An 18,635-nucleotide genomic window follows, 5' to 3' on the forward strand; every position below is an offset into this window, starting at 1 on the left:
CCGGCCGCGCTCCGCCGCCCACCGGTCCCGTACTCAGCCGGGACCGGGTCCGGCGCCGCCGTGGCGACGGAGGTGGGCCAGGACGGCGCGCACCCGACGGTGGCCGCTGTCGCCGGCCGACAGGCCGAGTTTGAGGAAGACGCCGCCGATGTGTTTGTGGACGGCGTTGTCGGTGACGAACAGCCGCCGGGCGATGGTGGCGTTGTCGTGCCCCTCGGCCATCAGGGCCAGGACCTCGCGCTCGCGGGGGGTGAGCGCGTCGACGGGATCGCCGCGGACGGCGAGGAGCCGGGCGATGACCTCGGGGTCCATGGCCGTGCCGCCGGCGGCCACGCGGCGCAGCGCGTCGGTGAACTCCGCGATCCGGCTCACCCGGTCCTTGAGCAGATAGCCGATGCCGCCGCGGGGGTCGGAGAGGAGGCGGCCGGCGTATTCCTGCTCCACGTACTGGGACAGGACCAGGACGGGAAGTCCGGGGCGGTCGCGGCGGGCCCGCAGGGCGGCGCGGATGCCCTCGTCGCGGAAGGCCGGGGGCAGCCGCACGTCGACGATGGTGACGTCCGGGCGGTGGGTCTCGACGGCGGCGAGGAAACCGGCGGCGTCGTCCGTGATCGCGGCGACCTCGAAGCCCTGGGAGCCCAGCAGGAGTTCGAGTCCGGAGGCCAGCAGGACGTTGTCCTCGGCGATGACTACGCGCACGGCAGCTCCACGGTGATGGCGGTCGGCCCGCCCGGCGGGCTGCTGATCCTCATGGTGCCGTCCAGGGCGGCCGCGCGGCGGCGGATTCCGTCCAGGCCGCTGCCCCGGGACGCGTCCGCCCCGCCGGTCCCGTCGTCGGTGATCTCCGCGGACAGCATCCCGCCGTCGCGGGTGACGCGGACGACGGCCCCGGCGGCCCGGCCGTGCCGGGCGGTGTTCGCCAGCGCCTCGGTGACGGCGAAGTAGGCGACCGCTTCGACCGCCGCGGGGACCTGGCCGAGCTCGCCGACGTCGATGCGCGTCGGCACGCCGGCCCTGGCGGCCAGGGTGCCGAGCGCGCCGACGAGGCCCAGGTCGGCCAGGACCGGTGGGTAGATGGTGCGGATGACGGAGCGCAGCTCGGTCATGGCCTCCTCGGTCTCGGCGTGGGCCTGCCGGACGAGCCGGGCGGCCGCCTCGGGGTCCCGGGGAAGGACTTCCCCGGCCACGGCGAGCCGGATGGCGATGGCCACCAGGCGGGCCTGGGTGCCGTCGTGCAGGTCCCGTTCGATCCGGCGGAGTTCCGCGCCGTGCGCCTGCAGGACGTCCGCGCGCGTCCGGGTGAGCTCGGTGACGCGCGCGGCCAGCCGCTGCGCGGGAGACGGTGCCAGGACGGCCAGGCAGCACCGCGCGTGCACCCGGGCGAGCGCCGGCAGGACGACGACCGCCAGCGCCCCGAGGAGCAGGAACTGCGCCAGGTTGACCGTCAGCGCGGGGGCCCAGCCGTCGACGGGGACATCGAGCAGCAGCGGCCTCGGCGGATCCGAGGCGGGAAAGGCCCACCACCCCACGGTGACGACGAGGGTGAGGAGCAGGTTGCCCAGGCACAGCACGGCGAACGCGCCCGCGGGCAGGCCGGTGGCCACCTGGGTCACGAGCCACGCGAGGTCGCGGCGCAGGGCGCGCGCACGCGGCTCCACCGGTCGGCCCAGCAGCGCCCCGGCGCGCCGGCGGTGACGATCCGCCCAGAGGGCCGCCAGCGACGGTACGCACAGCAGCGGCGCCGCCACGAGCGTCACCGTCGCCGTCACCAGGGTGCCGAGCAGGTAGCGTCCGCCGGGCCCGGTCCGGCGCAGCCGTGCCCGGGCCTTGTCGATCACGGTGTGCACCGGTTCCCTCCGCCCGTCGTACGGGACCGGGAGCGGCCCTCGGACGCGCCACGGTACGTGCCGGGCGCCCCCGCGGCACTACAGCCACCTGTAGGTTTCGAACGGCCGTCCGGGGTACCGACGCGCGACCCGGCGGTTACCTAGCGTGGCGTTCATGAGATCCACGACCCCGGCCCCCGCGCCGCAGCAGCCCCCGTCCCAGCAGCGTCGCCGCCGGACCGGCCGAGGACGGCCGGCCGTCGTGGCGGCCGCACTCGTCGCGGCGGGCGTGGCCCTGGCCGTCCAGCCCTCGGGCGGCGCGTCCGCGCCCGGCTACCGGCAGGAGGACCTGCGCCGGGACACCGATGCCATCCGGGCGCTGGGGGTCACCGGCGTCCAGGCGCGGGTGACCACCGCCTCCGGCCGGGACCTGGTCGCCACCGCCGGCGTCGCCGTGGCGGGCACGAACGGCCCGGTGCCCCGCGACGGCTACTTCCGGATGGCCAGCACCGGCAAGGCGCTCATGGCCACCGTGGTCCTGCAGTTGGCCGACGAGGGCAAGCTGTCACTGGACGACACGGTGGAGCGCCGGCTGCCCGGTGTGGTCGACGGCAACGGAAACGACGCACGGAAGATCACCGTGCGCCGGCTCCTGCAGAACACCAGCGGCCTCCACGACGACCTTCCCGGCTTCGACGCCCCGCAGGAGTACTACCGGCACCGCTACGACACCCACACCCCCGAACAGATCGTCGCCCGGGCGATGGAGCACCACCCGGACTTCGAGCCCGGCACCGGCTGGGGCTACTCCAACACCGGCTACGTCGTCCTCGGCATGATCGTCGAAAAGACCGCCGGCCGCCCCTGGCAGGAGGAGGTGGGCAGCCGGATCCTGAAACCGCTCGGCATGGACCACACCTACCTGCCGGGCACCACGCCCACCCTCCGCCGCCCGCACGCCGACGGCTACCAGGTCTTCGGCTCCGGCGAACGGACCGACGTCACCGAACAGATCGTCCCCGACCTCGGCGGCTACGTCTCCACCACGGAGGACGTCAACCGCTTCTTCCGTGGACTGCTGGGCGGCAGGCTGCTGTCCGCGGCGCGCCTGGCCGAGATGCGGGACACCGTCCCGGTCGACAAGCGGGTCGAGGCGTTCTGGCCCGGTGGACGCTACGGACTCGGCCTGGTCAGCCGCCCCCTGACCTGCGGCGGCGGCTACTGGAGCCACGAAGGGGGCGAAGCCGGCTACATCACCCTGAACGGCGCCACCGACGACGGCGCCCGCACCGTCACCGTCTCCATGTCCACCAGCTTCAACGACCCCGACGCAACGCTCCGGCAGCACGAGGCCGGCAGCGACCTCGTCGACCGCGCGCTGTGCGACACCTCCGGCGGCGGACGGGGAGAGTGACCGCCCGCCCCGGACGGCGGCCGCCCTTCGGGCCGGGCCGCGCCTCGGGCCGGGCCGCGCCTCCCGTCAGGCCGCGGCTCCCGTCAGGACGGCCCGTCCGCGGGATGCCACGGCCCGGCCCCCTCGGCTCCCCCTCCACCGCCTCCCGGGCCCGAAGTGTGCACGCCCGCACGGTACTTGGGAATCCGGACGGTGATCTTCATGCCGGCGCCGACGCCCGTCTCGATGACGAGCCCGTGCGCGTCCCCGTAGACCTGGCGCATCCGCTCGTCGACGTTGGTCAGCCCGATCCCCGAGGAGGACCCCGGGCGCTCCCCGGCCAGGATCCGGCGCAGCAGCGCCGGGTCCATCCCGACGCCGTTGTCCTCGATGGTCAGCACCGCCTCCGCGCCGGCGTCCCGGGCGGCGATGGTGATCCGGCACTCCCCGGTGGAGTCCTCCACCCCGTGCTTGACGGCGTTCTCCACCAGCGGCTGCAGGCACAGGAACGGCAGCGCCACCGGCAGCACCTCGGGCGCCACCTGCAAGGTCACCTTCAGCCGGTCCCCGAACCGGGCCCCGGCCAGCGCCAGGTACCGCTCGATCGAACGCAACTCCTCGGCCAGGGTGGTGAACTCGCCGTGCCGGCGGAAGGAGTAGCGGGTGAAGTCCGCGAACTCCAGCAGCAGTTCCCGCGCCCGCTCCGGATCGGTCCGCACGAACGAGGCGATCGCGGCCAGCGAGTTGAAGATGAAGTGCGGGGAGATCTGCGCCCGCAACGCCTTGATCTCCGCCTCCATCAGCCGCGTCCGCGCCCGGTCCAGCTCCGACAGCTCCAGCTGTACGGAGACCCAGCGCGCCACCTCCGTCGCGGCCCGCACCAGCACCGCCGACTCCCGCGACCCGTAGGCGACCAGCGCCCCCAGCAGCCCGTCCTCGCCCGTCAGCGGCGCGAACACCGCCCACTTCAAAGGGCAGCCGGGCCGCTGGCACTCGGTGCGCACGCTCTGGCTGCGCCCCGACTCCAGCATCACCGCCACCCGCGCCATCGCCCGCCGCTGGTGGTGGTCGGCGCCCGGCCCGTCCCACGCCAGCACGGCCTCGCGGTCGGTCAGGCACAGCGCCTCGGTGCCCAGCAGCGAGCGCAGCCGCCGGGCGGCCTTGCGGGCGGCGTCCTCGGTGAGCCCCGCCCGCAGCGGGGGAGCGGCCAGCGAAGCGGTGTGCAGGGTGTGGAAGGTGGCCCGCTCCACCGGGGTGCCCAGGTCCGGCCCGGCGGCCCGCTCCGCGCGCCCGGCGTGCCACCGGCCCGCGGCCCAGCCCAGCCCCAGCAGCGGGGCCGCGCCCACCAGCACCGCCACCACGAGCGCCGCCCCGGTCACCGGGCGCCCCCCGCGGCCCGCTCACCGGCCACGTCCTCGGGCAGGTGCAGCCGGGCCAGCGCGGCGGCCGCCCCCGCCGGGATCCGGGACCGGGTCGCCAGCGACACCGCCACCATCGTCAGGAAGCCCAGCGGCACCGACCACACCGCGGGCCAGGCCAGCAGCGCGTGCGCCCAGCCCGCCGGGACCAGCCCGGACCGGGTGGCCACCACCGCGCCCAGCGCCGCACCGCCCCCGGTGAGCAGCCCGGCCACGGCTCCGGGCGGGGTCAGCCCGCGCCACCAGATGCCGAGGACCAGCAACGGGCAGAAGGAGGACGCCGAGACGGCGAAGGCCAGCCCGACGGCGTCGGCGACCGGCACGTCGGTGGCCATGATCCCGCCCGCGAGCGGCACCGCCATCGCCACCGCCACGGCGAGCCGGAACGTCCCCACCCCGCGCCGGGGCAGCACGTCCTGGTGCAGCACCCCGGCCACCGCCATGGTCAGCCCCGAGGCCGTCGACAGGAACGCGGCGAACGCGCCCCCGGCCAGCAGCGCCCCCAGCAGGTCCCCGAGCAGCCCGCCCAGCACCCGTTCCGGGAGCACGAGCACCGCGGCGTCCGCGTCCCCGGTCAGCGCCAGCTCCGGTGCGTAGATCCGGCCCAGCGCCCCGTACACCTGGGGCAGCAGGTAGAACACCCCGAGCAGGCCCAGCACGACGAGCGTGGTGCGGCGGGCGGCCCGCCCGTGGGGGCTGGTGTAGAAGCGCACCGCCACGTGCGGCAGGCCCATGGTGCCGAGGAAGGTGGCCAGGATCAGCCCGTAGGTGGCGTACAGCCGGTGCTCCCCGCCGGACAGCGCCTTCGACCAGCCGGGAGCGTCCGGGCCGGGGCCGGAGTGCGAGTCCGGGACCACGCTGCCGGGGGCGAACTCCAGGCGGGTGCGGGCCGCGACGGAGTGCCGGCCGCTGTCCAGGGTCACCGGGACCCCGGCGTGGTCGGCGCCGTCCACCCGGCCCGTCACCGTCACGGTGAGCGGCGCGCCCACCGAGAGGCGTACGTCCTCGCCCAGGGTGACGGCGGTGTGCTCGCGGAAGACGGCCGGGGCGTCGAAGGAGGCGCGCGGAGCGCCGTCCCCGGCCCAGGCGGCGATCAGGAAGAAGGCCGGCACCAGCAGTGCGGTGAGTTTGAGCCAGTACTGGAACGCCTGCACGAAGGTGATGCTGCGCATGCCGCCCGCGGCGACGGCCGCCGTGACCACGAAGGCCACGACCACCCCGCCCACCCAGTGCGGGGCCCCGGTCAGCACCGCCAGCGTCAGCCCGGCCCCCTGCAACTGCGGCAGCAGGTACAGCCAGCCCACGCCCAGCACGAACAGCACCGCGATCCGCCGCACCGCCCGCGACTGGAGCCGCGCCTCGGCGAAGTCGGGCAGCGTGTACGCGCCCGAGCGCCGCAGCGGGGCCGCGACCAGCACCAGCAGCACCAGGTAGCCGGCGGTGTAACCGACGGGGTACCAGAGCATCTCCGGCCCCTGGAGCAGCACCAGCCCGGCCACCCCGAGGAAGGAGGCGGCGGAGAGGTACTCCCCGCTGATGGCGGCCGCGTTGAGGCGGGGGCCCACGGTGCGGGAGGCGACGTAGAAGTCGGAGGTGGTCCGCGATATCCGCAGGCCGAGCGCCCCGACGAGGACGGTGACCAGGACGACGACGGTGACCGCGGTCAGCGCGTACGTCTGGTTCACCGGAGGTCCTTCGAGGGGGAGGGGAGGGAAGTCTCCGGAGTCTACGCAGCCGTCCGTCCCCGGCGACAGGCACGAACCGGGCACCCGCGCGGGGGTTCCGGCGGGGGTGCGGCTCGCTGGTCAGAGCGCCGGATCGTGGTGCCGAGCGCAGTCGCGCAGGGCGATCTCCAGCTCCACGTACGACTCCTCCGCGCGCCGGAAGGCAAGGGTCAGGGCCGCCTCCACCCGGGGCGGCAACTGCCCGCGGGTGCCCTCCTGCGCCTCGTACAGGACCTCCGCCCAGCGGGCGGCCGCGCTGCGCAGCCGGGCGAGCAGCGCCTCGGCCTCGGCGGGCCCGGCGGCACGGGTCCGGGGCAGTCCGGTCAGCGCGTCCAACAGCGCCTGGATCTCGGACATCTCGCTCCTCCCGGGCCGGAAGATCCACGATACGCGCGGCCCGCGCCACGGGCGGGCGGATCGGCGGGCGCTGCGACCGACGGGCCCGGCGGATCGCCGTACGCCCACCGTGGCGCGACGAACGGCGCATCGGTACGCCGGGCGGTCCCCGACGGCGGCGGACCGGCACGCGCCGCGCGGCGGGCGGCCGGGGGTCGGGCGGCCGGGCGGGCGGTCGGGCGGTCGGGCGGGCCCGCGCATCGGGTCGGGGCCCGGGGGCGGGGGTGGCGGTCGGTACGGGTGCCGGGCCGGACGGGTCAGCCCGTGGCCTGGCGCATGAGGAGGTCCCGCAGTTCGCGTGCGTGGCGGCGGCTGACCTGGAGTTCCGCCGGGCCCACCCGCACGCTCGTGGTCCCGGCGTCCATGCGCAGTTCGTCGATCCTGGCCAGGGCGACCAGGTGGCGCCGGTGGATCCGGACGAACCCGCGGGCCGCCCAGCGCTCCTCCAGGGTGGACAGCGGGATCCGCACCAGGTGGCTGCCCTCGTCGGTGTGCAGCCGGGCGTAGTCGCCCTGGGCCTCCACGTACGCGATGTCCGCGATCGCCACGAACCGCGTGACGCCGCCCAGTTCGACCGCGATCTGCTCCGGGGCGCGCTCGGCGGCCCCGGCGGCTGCTCCGGCCCCGCCCCCGGCAGCGGCCGCCTCCGGCTCCGCCCCGTCCGGCCGGCCCAGCAGGGCGCGGGCCCGCCGGACCGCCTCCGCCAGCCGTTCGGGACGGACCGGCTTGAGGACGTAGTCGACGGCCTTGAGGTCGAAGGCCTGGACGGCGAAGCCCTCGTGGGCGGTGACGAACACGATCAGCGGGGGACGGGCGAACCCGGTCAGCAGCCGGGCGATGTCCAGTCCGGTCAGTCCGGCCATCTGGATGTCCAGGAACACCACGTCGATGCCGTCGGGTCCGTCCGGTCCGCTCTCCAGCGCCCGGGTGATCCGGCGCAGCGCTCCGGTGGCGTCGGAGGCGCCCTCCGCGCTGCTGACGCGGGGGTCGGAGCGCAGCAGGTAGAGGAGTTCCTCCAGGAGCGGCTTCTCGTCGTCGACGGCCAGTACGCGCAGCATGGAGCTCACTCTAGGCAACGGGGCCGTCCCGGGAAACGGCGCGCGGCCCCCGCCCGGGGGGAGGGGGGCGGGGACCGCGCGGATCGGGAGTGGGGGGGCGTGGCGAGGGGCGGGGGCGGGGGCTACTGGACCGTGATGAGCTTGCCGTCGGGGGCGACGGCGTACCAGGTGCCGCCCACGCCCTGGCCGTTGGTGTCGCCGGCCTTCTTGTCACCGGTGAAGGTGTAGACGGGCCAGCAGTTCACGGTCTGCTGCTTCTTGCCGTCGGGCCGGTCGAGGACCAGGTAGTTCTTCTCGACGATGCCCTTGGCGTTGGCCTTGTCGACCGGCGGGACGACCGGCCACTTGGCGACGCAGTCGCCCTCGCACTTGGAGACCATCGGCCAGGCGGTGTCGGGCTTGAAGCGGTAGACGGTCATGCCGTTGCCGTCGACGATGTGCTCGCCGAGCTTGGGGTCCTTGGCCACGGTCAGGGCGCCCGCGGCCTGGCCGGCGCCCGCGCCCGCTCCCGTCCCCGCTCCGGCCCCGGCGCCCGCGGCGGGCTTCGCGGCCTTCTTGCCGTCGGCGGCCAGGGCGAACCAGGTGCCGCCGACACCCTGCCCGTTCAGGTCGCCCGCCTTGGTGTCCTTGGCGAAGCGGTACGCGGGCCAGCCGGCCACCGTCAGCTGCTTGCTGCCGTCCTTGCGGACCACCTCGCCCAGCACGGCGGGGTCCATGCCCGCGGCGGCGGTCGCGTCGCCCGCCGGGACCGCGGGCCAGGCCTTGGCGCAGTCGCCCTCGCAGTTGGAGGCGGGCGGCTTGGCGGTGTCCTTGTCGAAGCGGTAGAGGGTGAAGCCCGCGCTGTCGGTGAGGACCGAGCCCAGCTGGTCGGTGGAGGCGATCGCCAGCTGCCCGCCGGCCTTGGCCCCGGTGGCCGCCGCGTCCTGGGCGGGCTTGTCGTTGCCGTAGGGGTCGGCGGCGGGCGCCTGGGCGTCGGCGACGGCACCGGCCGGCTTGGTCGCGTCGGCCGCCTTGTCGTACCCGCCGCAGGCCGTCGCCGCGAGGGTGACGACGACTGCGACCGCCGCCAGGGAAGTTCCGCGCTTGATGCCCATGTCGTTCTCTCCCACGTGTGGTGTCCGCCGAGTCCGTCACCGGAGGATCGGCAACTTGTGCAGGACACGGGGCGGCGGGAGCGTTCCGTTCAGCGGGACGGCTGTGACCTGTTTCACTCACACGCCGTCGAACCCGGCCCGCCGGGCGGCCGTGGCCACAGCGAGGCCGAGGATCCGGTGTCCCTCGTCGTCGGGGTGCAGTCCGTCCGCGAGGTGCTCGGGTCCCAGCAGGTCACGGCCCGGCAGCAGGACGAGCCGGCCGTCCCCGGCGGCGATCCGGTCGCGGGTGGCCCGTTCCATGGCGTCCCGCAGGGCGCCCAGGGTCGCGCCGAGGCGGTTGGGGGTGCGTTCGGCGTCGGGGCGCAGCACCGGGGAGAGCAGCAGCAGGGGGGTGCGGGGATGGCCCTGGCGGATCAGGTCGAGGAACGTGCGGGTGGTCTCGTAGAGGAGGGGGGCGGTGAAGGGCACCCGGGACCAGCAGTTCGTGCCGAAGGCGAGGGTGAGGACGTCGGCGGGGAGGGCGGCGAGCTGCTCGGCGGTGGCGAGTTCCCCGCGGGCCGCTCCCGCGTAGCCGAGGTTGACCGTGTCCCAGCCCAGTGCCCGGCCCGCGACGGCGGGCCAGCCGTGGGCGGGCCGGGTGGACCACCAGCCCTCGGTGATGGAGTCGCCGTGCACCACCCAGCGCGGGTTCCGGGGGGCGGGTGCGAGGGGGCCGCCGATCCCGCGCAGGCCCAGGACCGCGGGGGACTGGGCCTCGGGCGGGTGCAGGGTGAAGGGGCCGCCGCCGCGGGGCAGCGGGACGCGTACGACGGACTCGGCGGCGGGCTCGGTGAAGACCTCGGTGATCCGGCCGTGGCGGTTCCACAGGGCGAAGCCGTGCGCGAGGTCGCGCAGCGCGTCGGTGGGGCCCGGCACGGTGGCCCGGTAGCGGATCTCCACGGCGTGCGCGGACCCGGCGGTGAACTCCAGACGCACCCCTATGGGAAGGGTGGCGCGCTCTCCGGTGTCCCAGGGCAGTCGCATCGTGTCGGCCGGGTCGGCGCGCACGGGGCGCCCCTCGTGCAGCCAGGCGACCCCGCGCAGGAACGGTCCGGGATCCAGCCACCGCTCGTCGGACTCCGTCTGCGTCGGCTTCACTCTTCGCCTCCGATCGTCGGACAGGGGGAACCACGGGGCACGCTGCGGCATGTCTGACGCCGTGTCAAGAAAGGGGGTCGAGGGAGGGCTGCGCAGTGATCGATCATCTGTGCGCAACAAACGGCCATCCCGGACAGATCCGCGCAATGATCGTTCGCCAATGTGCAAGGATGGTGCATTACGGGCGGTATCACTCAGCTCGTAGGCTCACTCGCTGTACGTGGAGTGGCGCGGACCGCCTGCTCGGCGGTCCCCCCATGCCCAGACAGGGTTCATCCCTGCCTGACAACTGCTCCGGACCGCTGCGGCCGACGCCTGACAGTCCCCATCCGCAGTGTCAAAGGAGTCCCTTCGTGCTCGACCACGGCCAGGCGCCACCGCTCACGTCCGAGCCCCGCAAGCCCGCGCACCCCCTGCTCCGCCGCAAGCCGGTGGAGCGCCTGGTCGCCGAGGGCGGCCAGGGCGAGGGCGGCACGCTGCGCCGCTCGCTCACCATGTGGCAGCTGACGATGATCAGCATCGGCGCCACCCTGGGCACCGGCATCTTCGTCGTCCTCGGCACCGCCGCCCCCAAGGCCGGCCCGGCCGTCACGATCTCCTTCATCATCGCGGGCCTGACCGCGCTGTTCTCGGCCCTGTCCTACGCGGAGCTGGCCGGCTCCGTGCCGGTCTCCGGCTCCTCGTACTCGTACGCCTACGCCACCATGGGCGAGCTCATAGCCTGGATCTGCGGCTGGTGCCTCGTCCTGGAGTACGCCGTCTCCGTCGCGGCCGTGGCCGTCGGCTGGGGCCAGTACCTCAACGAGCTCCTCGACGGGACCATCGGGGTCACCATCCCCGGGGCGGTCTCCGCACCGCTGGGCGAGGACGGGTTCATCAACCTGCCGGCGCTGGTCGTCGTCCTGCTCTCCATGGTCTTCCTGATGCGCGGCGCCAAGGAGAGCGCCACCGTCAACTCGATCATGGTCGCCGTGAAGATCGTCACGCTGCTGCTCTTCATCGGCATCGGCGTCATGGGCATCAAGTCCGGCAACTACACCCCGCTCGCCCCGCTCGGCGTCACCGGCATCAGCGCCGCGGCCTCCACACTCTTCTTCTCCTACATCGGCTTCGACGCCGCCTCCACCGCCGGTGAGGAAGCGAAGAACCCGAAGAAGGACCTGCCGCGCGCGATCATGCTCTCGCTGGGCATCGTCACCGTCCTCTACGTCCTCGTCGCCTTCGTCGCCGTCGGCGCCATGCCGTGGCAGGACTTCGCGGGCACCGAGGCCGCGCTCGCCCAGATCATGACCGACGTCACCGGCCACAGCTTCTGGGGCGTCATCCTCGCCGCCGGCGCCGTGATCGCGATCTTCTCCGTGGTCTTCGCGGTCCTCTACGGCCAGACCCGCATCCTCTTCGCGATGTCCCGCGACGGCCTCGTCCCCAAGGTCTTCGCGAAGGTCGACGAGAAGACCGGCGCCCCCCGCGCCAACGTCGTCATCGTCTCCGTCTTCTGCGGCCTCCTCGCGGCCTTCATCCCGCTGGGCAAGCTCGCCGACGCCACCAGCATCGGCACCCTCTTCGCCTTCGGCCTGGTCAACGTCGCCGTCATCATCCTGCGCCGCACCAAGCCGGACATGCCGCGCACCTTCAAGGTGGCGCTCTTCCCGGTCACGCCGATCCTCGGCTTCCTCGCCTGCGCCTACATGATGTTCAGCCTCGATACCCCCACCTGGCTCGTCTTCGGTGGCTGGATGGCCGTCGGCCTCGTGGTGTACTTCACCTACGGCATCCGCCGCTCCCGCCTGGCCACGGAAGAAGTGGCCACAGCAGAAAAGTGATCCACCCGCAGTGCGACTGAACGATCTCGACGAACGCATCGTGCACGCCTTGGCCGAGGACGCCCGCCGCTCCTACGCGGACATCGGCTCCGAGGTCGGCCTCTCCGCCCCCGCCGTCAAGCGGCGCGTCGACCGGCTGCGCGCCGAGGGCGCCATCACCGGCTTCACGGTCCGCGTGGACCCGGCCGCGATGGGCTGGGAGACCGAGGGCTTCATCGAGATCTACTGTCGCCACAACACCTCGCCGGACGACATCCGGCGAGGGTTGGAGCGGTACCCCGAGGTGGTGTCCGCGTCGACCGTCACCGGCGACGCGGACGCCCTCGTCCAGGTCTTCGCCTCGGACATGCGCCACTTCGAGCGGGTGCTGGAACGCATCGCGGGCGAGCCCTTCGTGGAACGCACCAAGTCGGTCCTGGTCCTCTCCCCGCTGCTGCGCCGCTTCACCTCTGTTTAGGGGAGGCTTCGCCTCCGGGGCGCTGATGCCGTGCTCTCAGGGGCGCGCCCCTTCGGCTCAGCCTCCCCGTGCGGGCTGCGGGGGCGGGGCACGAGGTCCTTACCCGCAGCGGGAAAGGACGGGGCCGGGGCTGTCACAGGGGCGTGCCAGGATCGGCGCATGAAGATCCAGATCCTGTCGCCGGCCGATCCGCACCGCTCGACCGTCTACCCGGACTGGGCCGCGGCCCACGATCCCGCCCGGGCCGCGGAGGCCGCCGCGGTCTTCGCGGAGGCCCTCTCCACCCTCCACACCGCCTACGAGAAGCCCGGCCGGTACGTGGACGGCCTGGAGCGGCGGGTCCGGGCCCTGGAACCCGCCCACCTGCCCTGGTTCTGGGACACCGTCGGGCACCGGCTGATCCCCTGGCACCGGCGCTCCGCCGCCCGTGCCCACGCCCTCGCCCGCAAGGCCGAGCAGACCCACCGGCTCCCCGTCGACCCCGACTGGCACCGGGCCAACACCCTGCTCTTCGCCCGCGCCGGAGCCCTCCCCGCCACCGCCATCGGGACCCACCAGACCTGGCTCGCCGCCACCCTGGGCCCCCGGGCCGCGCACGAGGAGTTCGTACGCTTCCTGGAGGCGTGGGCCGCCTCGCCCGGGGAACCCCCCGCCGACCTGGCCCGCCGCCTGCGGCTGTCCGTCCGCGCCGCCGGAGCCGACACCGCCGAGGAGGCCCGCCTGCTGGGCACCCTGCTCGGCGCCGGCCCCGGCAAGGACGTCCCGGACCGGCTGCTCGACGCCGCCACCCCGCTGCTGACCGCGCACCCCCCGGCCGACGACACCGCCGCCCTGCTCCTCGACCTGTTCCCCGAGAGCCGCGGCGACGCGAGCGCCTGGCTGCGGCTGCTCCTGGCCTGCGGGGCCGCCGACGCCGCCGCGGCCGGGCGGATCGTCCCCGAGGGCGGCCCCGGCGGCTGGTTCGCGCGCTACACCCACCGCTTCGGCCACGGCCGCTCCGGCAGCGGCGTCATGCGCCAGCCCATGCCCGCCGAACTCTTCGAGCTGCTGACCCGCTGGGCACCCCGGCTGCGCGCCGCCGCCCCGCTGCGCCTGCACGAGGACCGCTACCGCTACCCCGGCCTCGACGCCGACCTGCTCGACGCCTGCCTCGCCGAGGGCATCGCCGTCGAGGACCCCGGCCCCGCCGTCGAGCTGGTGTTCTGGGACGGCGGCTCCCGGCGCGACCTCAAGGCCCTGGCCGCGGACCCCGTCTTCGGCCCCCGCCTGGAGGGCACCGTCCACCAGGCCCTGCGCACCGCCGGCAGCGCCATCACCCGCCTCCCGCGCAACGCGGGCATCGCCGCCGAGGTGCACGGCCGGGTCGAAGCCCTCCTCGACGCCCTGCGCGGCGGCGGCCTCGCCGCCGCCGACGAGGCCGTCGACGAGCTCCACGGACTGCTGGACCGCCCCACCGCCCGCGCCCTGGACGGCATCGAGGAGGCGCTGGCCGCCCTGGACCTCACCGGCCCCCTCGGCCGTGCCCTGCGCGCGGGGCTGCCTGAGGAGTACGGCTGGCCCGCCCTGGAGGAGGCCGTCGCCGAGCTGGGCGGCCCCGACCGGGTCGTCGGGGTGACCAGCACCTGGCCCGTCCTCACCGTCTACGGCCCGGACCGCGCCTTCGCCGTCGACCACGCCGGCCGGCGCGGCGCCTGCACCTTCCGGGTGCCCGGTACGGAAGGGGGCGCCCCGGCCGGGGCCGCGGCGCCCGCGCTCACCGTGCACCACATCGGCGGACGGTTCCTCGTCGCCTGGAGCACCGCCCCCAAGAGCGGCTTCCCCGACCGGGCCTTCTGGACCGACCGCCCCGAGGAGGTCTTCGAGCCCGAGCAGACGTACGGCATGCGCCGCTACGGCGGCATGATCCAGGGCGGCCTCGGCTACCAGTTCGCCACCCCCGACGGCACCGGCCGCCACGACGGCCAGAGCGTCCTGAGCGCCGGCGGACGCGAGGGCATCGGTTCCCAGGACGTCCAGATGAGCGACGGCCACCGCTTCTGGAGCGCCGACACCTTCTGCTCCTGGGGCAGCTGGACCCGCGTCGACCCCGCCACCGGGGAACGCGGCACCGACCGCACCCCGCCCGCCTTCCACACCGCCGCCGAACCCCCGCCCGGCACCCGGCTCTTCGGGGACGTGCAGTCCCTCGCCGCGCTGCCCCCGGACGCCCCCGCCTCCCCGCTCGGACAGGACGGCCGCCTCGTCGGCTTCCGCGTCCTCCACCACACCCCCTACGCCGGCCCCTCGCCCCGCGAGTTCCTCCTCCAGGGCACCGACGGCCGCACCGCCTCCTACCGCAGCCGCCGCCTGGGCCGCCGGCCCTGGGCGATCCTGCGCATGCCCGAGGGCGGCGAGGACGCGGTCCTCGCGGGCCAGGAGACCGTCCGCTGCCACTCCGCCGAGGACAACTCCCTGCTCTGGCAGGTCCACGGCTTCCCCGGCTCCGACCGCCGCCGCACCCCCGGCTTCGGCGACGGCGCGGGCCCCGTCCCGCCGCCCGCGTTCTGGCACTTCCTGACCCCCCGCGACGAAACCTCCTCACGCGCCCTGCGCGCCGTCGCCGGCCCCGCCGTACGGGACCTCCTCGACGCCGCCCTGCGCGGCGACCCGGCCCCCGCGCTCCCCGGTGCGCTCGAACCGCGGATCGCCGAAGGCGTCGCCCGCGCCGCCCACCGCGCCGCCGACGTCCTGCGCCGCCGCCGGGCCCTGTCCCGCCGCGTCGGCCTCCTGCGCGCCGAACCGGCCGTGTCGCTGCGCACCGAAGTGCCCGACACCGAACTCACCCCCGCCCTGTACGGACTGCTGCCCGACCAGCGCCGCTACCACGGCAGCCCCGAGCCCCAGCCGCAGCCCGCCCTGCTCACCGCCGTCGCCGCCGACGGCCGCCACCTGCGCGGGGAGATCGACGAGGAGGCCCGCCTGCTGGCCCTGCCCGCCGACCACGCGCCCTGGCAGCCGCTCGTGGGCCGGATCGGCGCCGTCGCCTGGCGGGCCTGCGCCGCCACCACCCCCGCCGGGGAGCGCGCGGCCCTCGCGGCCCTGCTGGAGACCTGGAGCGGTCAGCCCTTCGCAGAACCGGGCGGCACCTGGCGCACCGGCCGCGCGGCCCCGGAGGCCCTGGCCGCCGTCCGCTCCGCCGGGCACCCCCTCTCCTCGGCCGCCGCCGACGGCGGCGGGGAATGGTTCCTCCAGCGGGCCGCCGACCCCGCGCCCGACGGCGCCGAGGACTGCGAGACCCCCACCGTCGACGCGGACGACACCGCCCGCCTGCCCCGGCTGCTGGAACTGCTCGCCGAGCGGGGACCGCTGAAGGCGTCCCCCGCCGCCCGCGAGACCTTCGCCCGGCTCACCGGCGTACGCGGCCCCGTCGCGGCCCTGGTCCTCGCCGGGTTCCCGGGCCGCGACCGCCACGACGAGCACCAGCGCCTGCTGGGCGGGCCCCCGTACAAGGCGACCAAGGCCATGGTCTCCACCTACGACGGGCTCCGCCGGGCACTGGGCCCGGCCGGACGCCGGGCGGTCCTCGCCGCCGGCCTCCCGCAGGACCCCGCCGAACTGTGGGAACCCGCCGGGACCACCGCCGCCGCCGAAAGGATGGCCGCCGCCTGGAACGGGCTCCTCGGCGCCGAGGAGCCCACCGACGAGGAACTGGCCTCCGCCCTGGAGGCCGAGCTGGGCCTGCACGAGAGCTGGGCCCGGAGCCTGCCCGCCGGACGCGCCCCGCAGGGCGACCCCTTCGGCGAGGACGGCTTCCTCCTCACCCGGGGCCGCCGCGGCGTCCTGGAACTGCGGTACGCCGCACCGGACGGCACCGCCGGCCGCTGGGTGGCCCCCTCGGAGCCCGCCCACCGGACGGCCGCCTCCGTGATCGCCTGGGCGCTGACCGAACGCCCCGTCGGGGATCCCGCCCGCCACGGGGCCCTGCTCCTGCACCGCCGGCTGCGGGAACAGCTCGCGGGCCCCGGAGCACTGATCCCCCTCGGACTGCTGCCCGGCCTGGGGCGCGCGGTGAGCGCCGACCCGGCCTTCGCCCCGTACCGGGGGACGGTCCTGCCCGGCCCGACGCCGATGGAGGAGGGCGCCGTACCCGACACCGTGTACGACGACGGGACCCTGCTGGTCGCGGCCCCCTCGGGCGCGACCTTCCTGCGGGCCGCCGCCCTCACCGCCCTGGGCGGAGCGGAACGGGCCGCCGCGACGTGCGGAGCCCGGGCACCGGCCTGGATCCTCGACGACCTGCCGCGCACCGTCCGGCTCCTGGACGGACTCGACCGGCTCGCCGCCCGTGCCGCGGACACCCCCGTGCCCGAGGGCGGCTACGAGACCGACCCCTCGCTCAGCGCCCCCGACCTGGTGGCCGAGGTCGCCCGGACCCTCGGCGTCGGCGCGGACGCCGCCGCCCTCCACCTCCAGCTGCTCGCGCTCGCCCGGCCCACCGACCGGGCCGTCCGGCGCTGGAACGGCTGGACGGCCGCCCGGCACAAGGCGGCCCAGGCCGAACTCGTCGCGGCGGGGGCCGTGGAGAGCGGCAAGCGGGCCCGCGCGGGCCGCACCGCTTTCCTCCCCGGCGACTGGGCGGACCTGAAGGCCCCGCACCTTCCGCTGGAGAAGGCCAAACTGGCCGGCCACCTGGCGTGGGCCGGGAGCAGGAACCTGTACGCGATGACGCTGCGGCTGCTGGCCCCGATGCCCCCGCACGAACTGTTCGCCCGGGCCTGGGAGGAGGCGCGCCGGTAACGGGCCCGGTGCTACACCGACACGGTCCGGGCGGCGGCGCCGGACAGCAGCCGCCGCCGCTCCTCCTCCGTCAGCCCGCCCCACACCCCGAAGGGCTCCCGGGTGCGCAGCGCGTGCTCCAGGCAGGCCGCCCGCACCGGACAGCCCTGGCACACCCGCTTCGCGGCCTCGTCCCGGTCTTCGCGCTCATCGCCCCGCTCTCCGGCGGGGTGGAAGAACCTGCCCGGGCCCAGGCCCCGGCAGGCGGCCCGTGCCTGCCACTGCCAGTGGTGGTGCGCGGCGCCGGGCAGACGGGAGACGTCGTTCACGGCAGTTCCCTTCCGTAGGTTTCGTGGCTCCTCCCGCGTCTGACCGGGAGCGGCCCCGCGAAACCCGGCGGCGCGGACCGTCTCCGTCCGGCACCGGTCAAGGGCGCCGGGCCCACTCCTCGGCCAGCAGCCGGTACGAGCGCACCCGGTCGGCGGGCGCGTGCGTGATCGTCGTGATCAGCAGCTCGTCCGCGCCGGTGGCCTCCCGCAGCCGCTCCAGGTGGTCCGCGACGGTCGCCGGCGACCCCGTGAACTGGGTCTCCACCCGGTCGGCGACCAGCGCGTGATCGGCCGCCGACCACCCGGCCACCAGCTCCCGCGCCTCCCGCGGCGAGGGGAAGGGGATCGCGCCCTCGGCCGTACGGATGCTGCGCACCCAGGGGGCGTACCCGGCGGCCAGCTCCCGGGCCTCGGCGTCGTCCGGGGCCACCACCACGTCCGCGGACACCGTCAGGTACGGCCGGTCCAGCGCGGCGGACGGCTTGAAGGCGGCCCGGTAGGCCTCCGCCGCCTCCAGCACGCTCGCCGGGCTCACGTGGTAGTTCGCGGCGAAGCGCAGCCCGTTCGCGCCGGCCGCCTCCGCGCTCTGCCCGCCGCTGCTGCCCAGGATCCACACCTGGACGTCGGCCCCCTCACCGGGGACGGCGTGCGCCTCCACCCCCTCCGGGGAGCGGTACTCGCCGCGCAGCAGGGCCAGTACGTCGCCCACCTGCTCGGCGTAGTCCTGCGGGCGGGCCCCCGGCAGGTTCAGCAACCGCTGCTGGAGGGCCACGCGCGGGTGCCCGAGGAGGTGGGCGAAGGAGAACCGGGGCGGTATCCGCAGCCCGCCCGGCGTCCACCCCTCGAAGGGCGGGGCCGCGTCCGGCGCGGGCCGCGGCGGACGGCCGGCCGAGCGGCCCAGGCCCAGGTCGAGGCGGCCCGGGTGCAGGGCGTCGATCAGCCCGAACTCCTCCACCGTCGACAGCGCGGTGCGGTGGCCCAGCTGCACGGCCCCCGACCCGATCCGGATCGTGGAGGTGGCCGAGGCGGTCAGCGCCAGCAGCACGGCGGGCGAGGTCCCGGCGACCCCCGGGTTCAGGTGGTGCTCGGCGAACCAGTAGCGGGCGTAGCCGAGCCGCTCGGCCTGCCGGGCGAGGGCGACCGTGTGGTGCAGCGCCTCGGCGGCGGTGGAGCCGGACGGGACGGGGACGAGGTCGAGGACCCCGAGGGGGGTACGGGACACGGT

The 18,635-nt window shown here is 75.6% G+C and carries 14 protein-coding genes; 4 read left to right on the plus strand and 10 right to left on the minus strand.

Translation table 11 applies throughout. The features are described 5' to 3' along the window. Window positions 1-33: 33 nt before the first annotated feature. Both OG295_RS28655 and OG295_RS28660 read right to left on the minus strand, forming a co-directional pair. Window positions 34-699, minus strand: a complete 666-nt coding sequence (locus OG295_RS28655; protein ID WP_371679499.1) for a response regulator — start codon at window positions 697-699, stop codon at window positions 34-36. Next, window positions 690-1,847 carry a sensor histidine kinase gene (locus OG295_RS28660; protein ID WP_371679500.1) on the minus strand — a complete coding sequence of 386 codons (1,158 nt, stop codon included), beginning with the start codon at window positions 1,845-1,847 and terminating at the stop codon, window positions 690-692. The genes OG295_RS28655 and OG295_RS28660 overlap by 10 nt, the downstream gene beginning before the upstream one ends. Before the next feature lie 154 nt (window positions 1,848-2,001). Here OG295_RS28660 and OG295_RS28665 point away from each other — a divergent pair, with 154 nt between their 5' ends. Next, window positions 2,002-3,240: a serine hydrolase domain-containing protein gene (locus OG295_RS28665; RefSeq protein WP_371679501.1), complete on the plus strand. Its 1,239-nt coding sequence runs from the start codon at window positions 2,002-2,004 to the stop codon at window positions 3,238-3,240. An 83-nt stretch (window positions 3,241-3,323) separates the two neighbouring features. On the opposite strand, the gene OG295_RS28670 is transcribed toward OG295_RS28665, so the two are convergent. From OG295_RS28670 to OG295_RS28695, 6 genes are all read right to left on the minus strand, one after another. Beyond that, window positions 3,324-4,598 carry a sensor histidine kinase gene (locus OG295_RS28670; protein ID WP_371679502.1) on the minus strand — a complete coding sequence of 425 codons (1,275 nt, stop codon included), beginning with the start codon at window positions 4,596-4,598 and terminating at the stop codon, window positions 3,324-3,326. Continuing rightward, complete coding sequence (locus OG295_RS28675) at window positions 4,595-6,322, minus strand: cation acetate symporter (protein WP_371679503.1); 1,728 nt, start codon at window positions 6,320-6,322, stop codon at window positions 4,595-4,597. Before OG295_RS28675 ends, OG295_RS28670 begins: the two co-directional genes overlap by 4 nt. 120 nt (window positions 6,323-6,442) lie before the next feature. After that, on the minus strand, window positions 6,443-6,718 hold the full coding sequence (locus tag OG295_RS28680) for a hypothetical protein (protein ID WP_371679504.1): 276 nt from the start codon (window positions 6,716-6,718) through the stop codon (window positions 6,443-6,445). Window positions 6,719-7,014: 296 nt separating this feature from the next. Next, on the minus strand, window positions 7,015-7,815 hold the full coding sequence (locus OG295_RS28685; RefSeq protein ID WP_371679505.1) for a LytR/AlgR family response regulator transcription factor: 801 nt from the start codon (window positions 7,813-7,815) through the stop codon (window positions 7,015-7,017). 122 nt (window positions 7,816-7,937) lie between these two features. Continuing rightward, on the minus strand, window positions 7,938-8,909 hold the full coding sequence (locus tag OG295_RS28690; protein WP_371681340.1) for an SCO0930 family lipoprotein: 972 nt from the start codon (window positions 8,907-8,909) through the stop codon (window positions 7,938-7,940). A 117-nt stretch (window positions 8,910-9,026) separates the two neighbouring features. Further along, window positions 9,027-10,046 (minus strand): GDSL-type esterase/lipase family protein, encoded by a 1,020-nt coding sequence (locus OG295_RS28695; RefSeq protein WP_371679506.1) that lies wholly within the window; start codon window positions 10,044-10,046, stop codon window positions 9,027-9,029. Between the two features lie 353 nt (window positions 10,047-10,399). Between OG295_RS28695 and OG295_RS28700 the strand changes: the two genes are divergently transcribed. The 3 genes from OG295_RS28700 (at window position 10,400) to OG295_RS28710 (ending at window position 17,102) form a co-directional block, all read left to right on the plus strand. Continuing rightward, window positions 10,400-11,869 carry an amino acid permease gene (locus OG295_RS28700; protein WP_371679507.1) on the plus strand — a complete coding sequence of 490 codons (1,470 nt, stop codon included), beginning with the start codon at window positions 10,400-10,402 and terminating at the stop codon, window positions 11,867-11,869. Window positions 11,870-11,879: 10 nt separating this feature from the next. Beyond that, a complete protein-coding gene (locus OG295_RS28705; protein ID WP_030234152.1) occupies window positions 11,880-12,326 on the plus strand; it encodes an Lrp/AsnC family transcriptional regulator in 447 nt (148 codons plus the stop codon). A 159-nt stretch (window positions 12,327-12,485) separates the two neighbouring features. Further along, window positions 12,486-17,102: a hypothetical protein gene (locus OG295_RS28710; protein WP_371679508.1), complete on the plus strand. Its 4,617-nt coding sequence runs from the start codon at window positions 12,486-12,488 to the stop codon at window positions 17,100-17,102. Window positions 17,103-17,113: 11 nt separating this feature from the next. Here the strand turns inward: OG295_RS28710 and OG295_RS28715 are convergent, their stop codons facing one another. Next, window positions 17,114-17,410, minus strand: coding sequence for a WhiB family transcriptional regulator (locus tag OG295_RS28715; RefSeq protein ID WP_371679509.1), 297 nt, complete (start codon window positions 17,408-17,410; stop codon window positions 17,114-17,116). Window positions 17,411-17,507: 97 nt separating this feature from the next. After that, window positions 17,508-18,632 carry an LLM class flavin-dependent oxidoreductase gene (locus OG295_RS28720; RefSeq protein WP_371679510.1) on the minus strand — a complete coding sequence of 375 codons (1,125 nt, stop codon included), beginning with the start codon at window positions 18,630-18,632 and terminating at the stop codon, window positions 17,508-17,510. Between the last annotated feature and the right edge of the window lie 3 nt (window positions 18,633-18,635).

The organism is Streptomyces sp. NBC_01276, from assembly GCF_041435355.1.
Taxonomy (GTDB): Bacteria; Actinomycetota; Actinomycetes; order Streptomycetales; family Streptomycetaceae; genus Streptomyces.

Coding starts and splice junctions, on each gene's coding strand:
- OG295_RS28665 (WP_371679501.1), top strand. CDS start 2,002: ATGAGATCCACGACCCCGGCCCCCGCGCCGCAGCAGCCCCCGTCCCAG.
- OG295_RS28680 (WP_371679504.1), bottom strand. CDS start 6,718: ATGTCCGAGATCCAGGCGCTGTTGGACGCGCTGACCGGACTGCCCCGG.
- OG295_RS28685 (WP_371679505.1), bottom strand. CDS start 7,815: ATGCTGCGCGTACTGGCCGTCGACGACGAGAAGCCGCTCCTGGAGGAA.
- OG295_RS28690 (WP_371681340.1), bottom strand. CDS start 8,909: ATGGGCATCAAGCGCGGAACTTCCCTGGCGGCGGTCGCAGTCGTCGTC.
- OG295_RS28710 (WP_371679508.1), top strand. CDS start 12,486: ATGAAGATCCAGATCCTGTCGCCGGCCGATCCGCACCGCTCGACCGTC.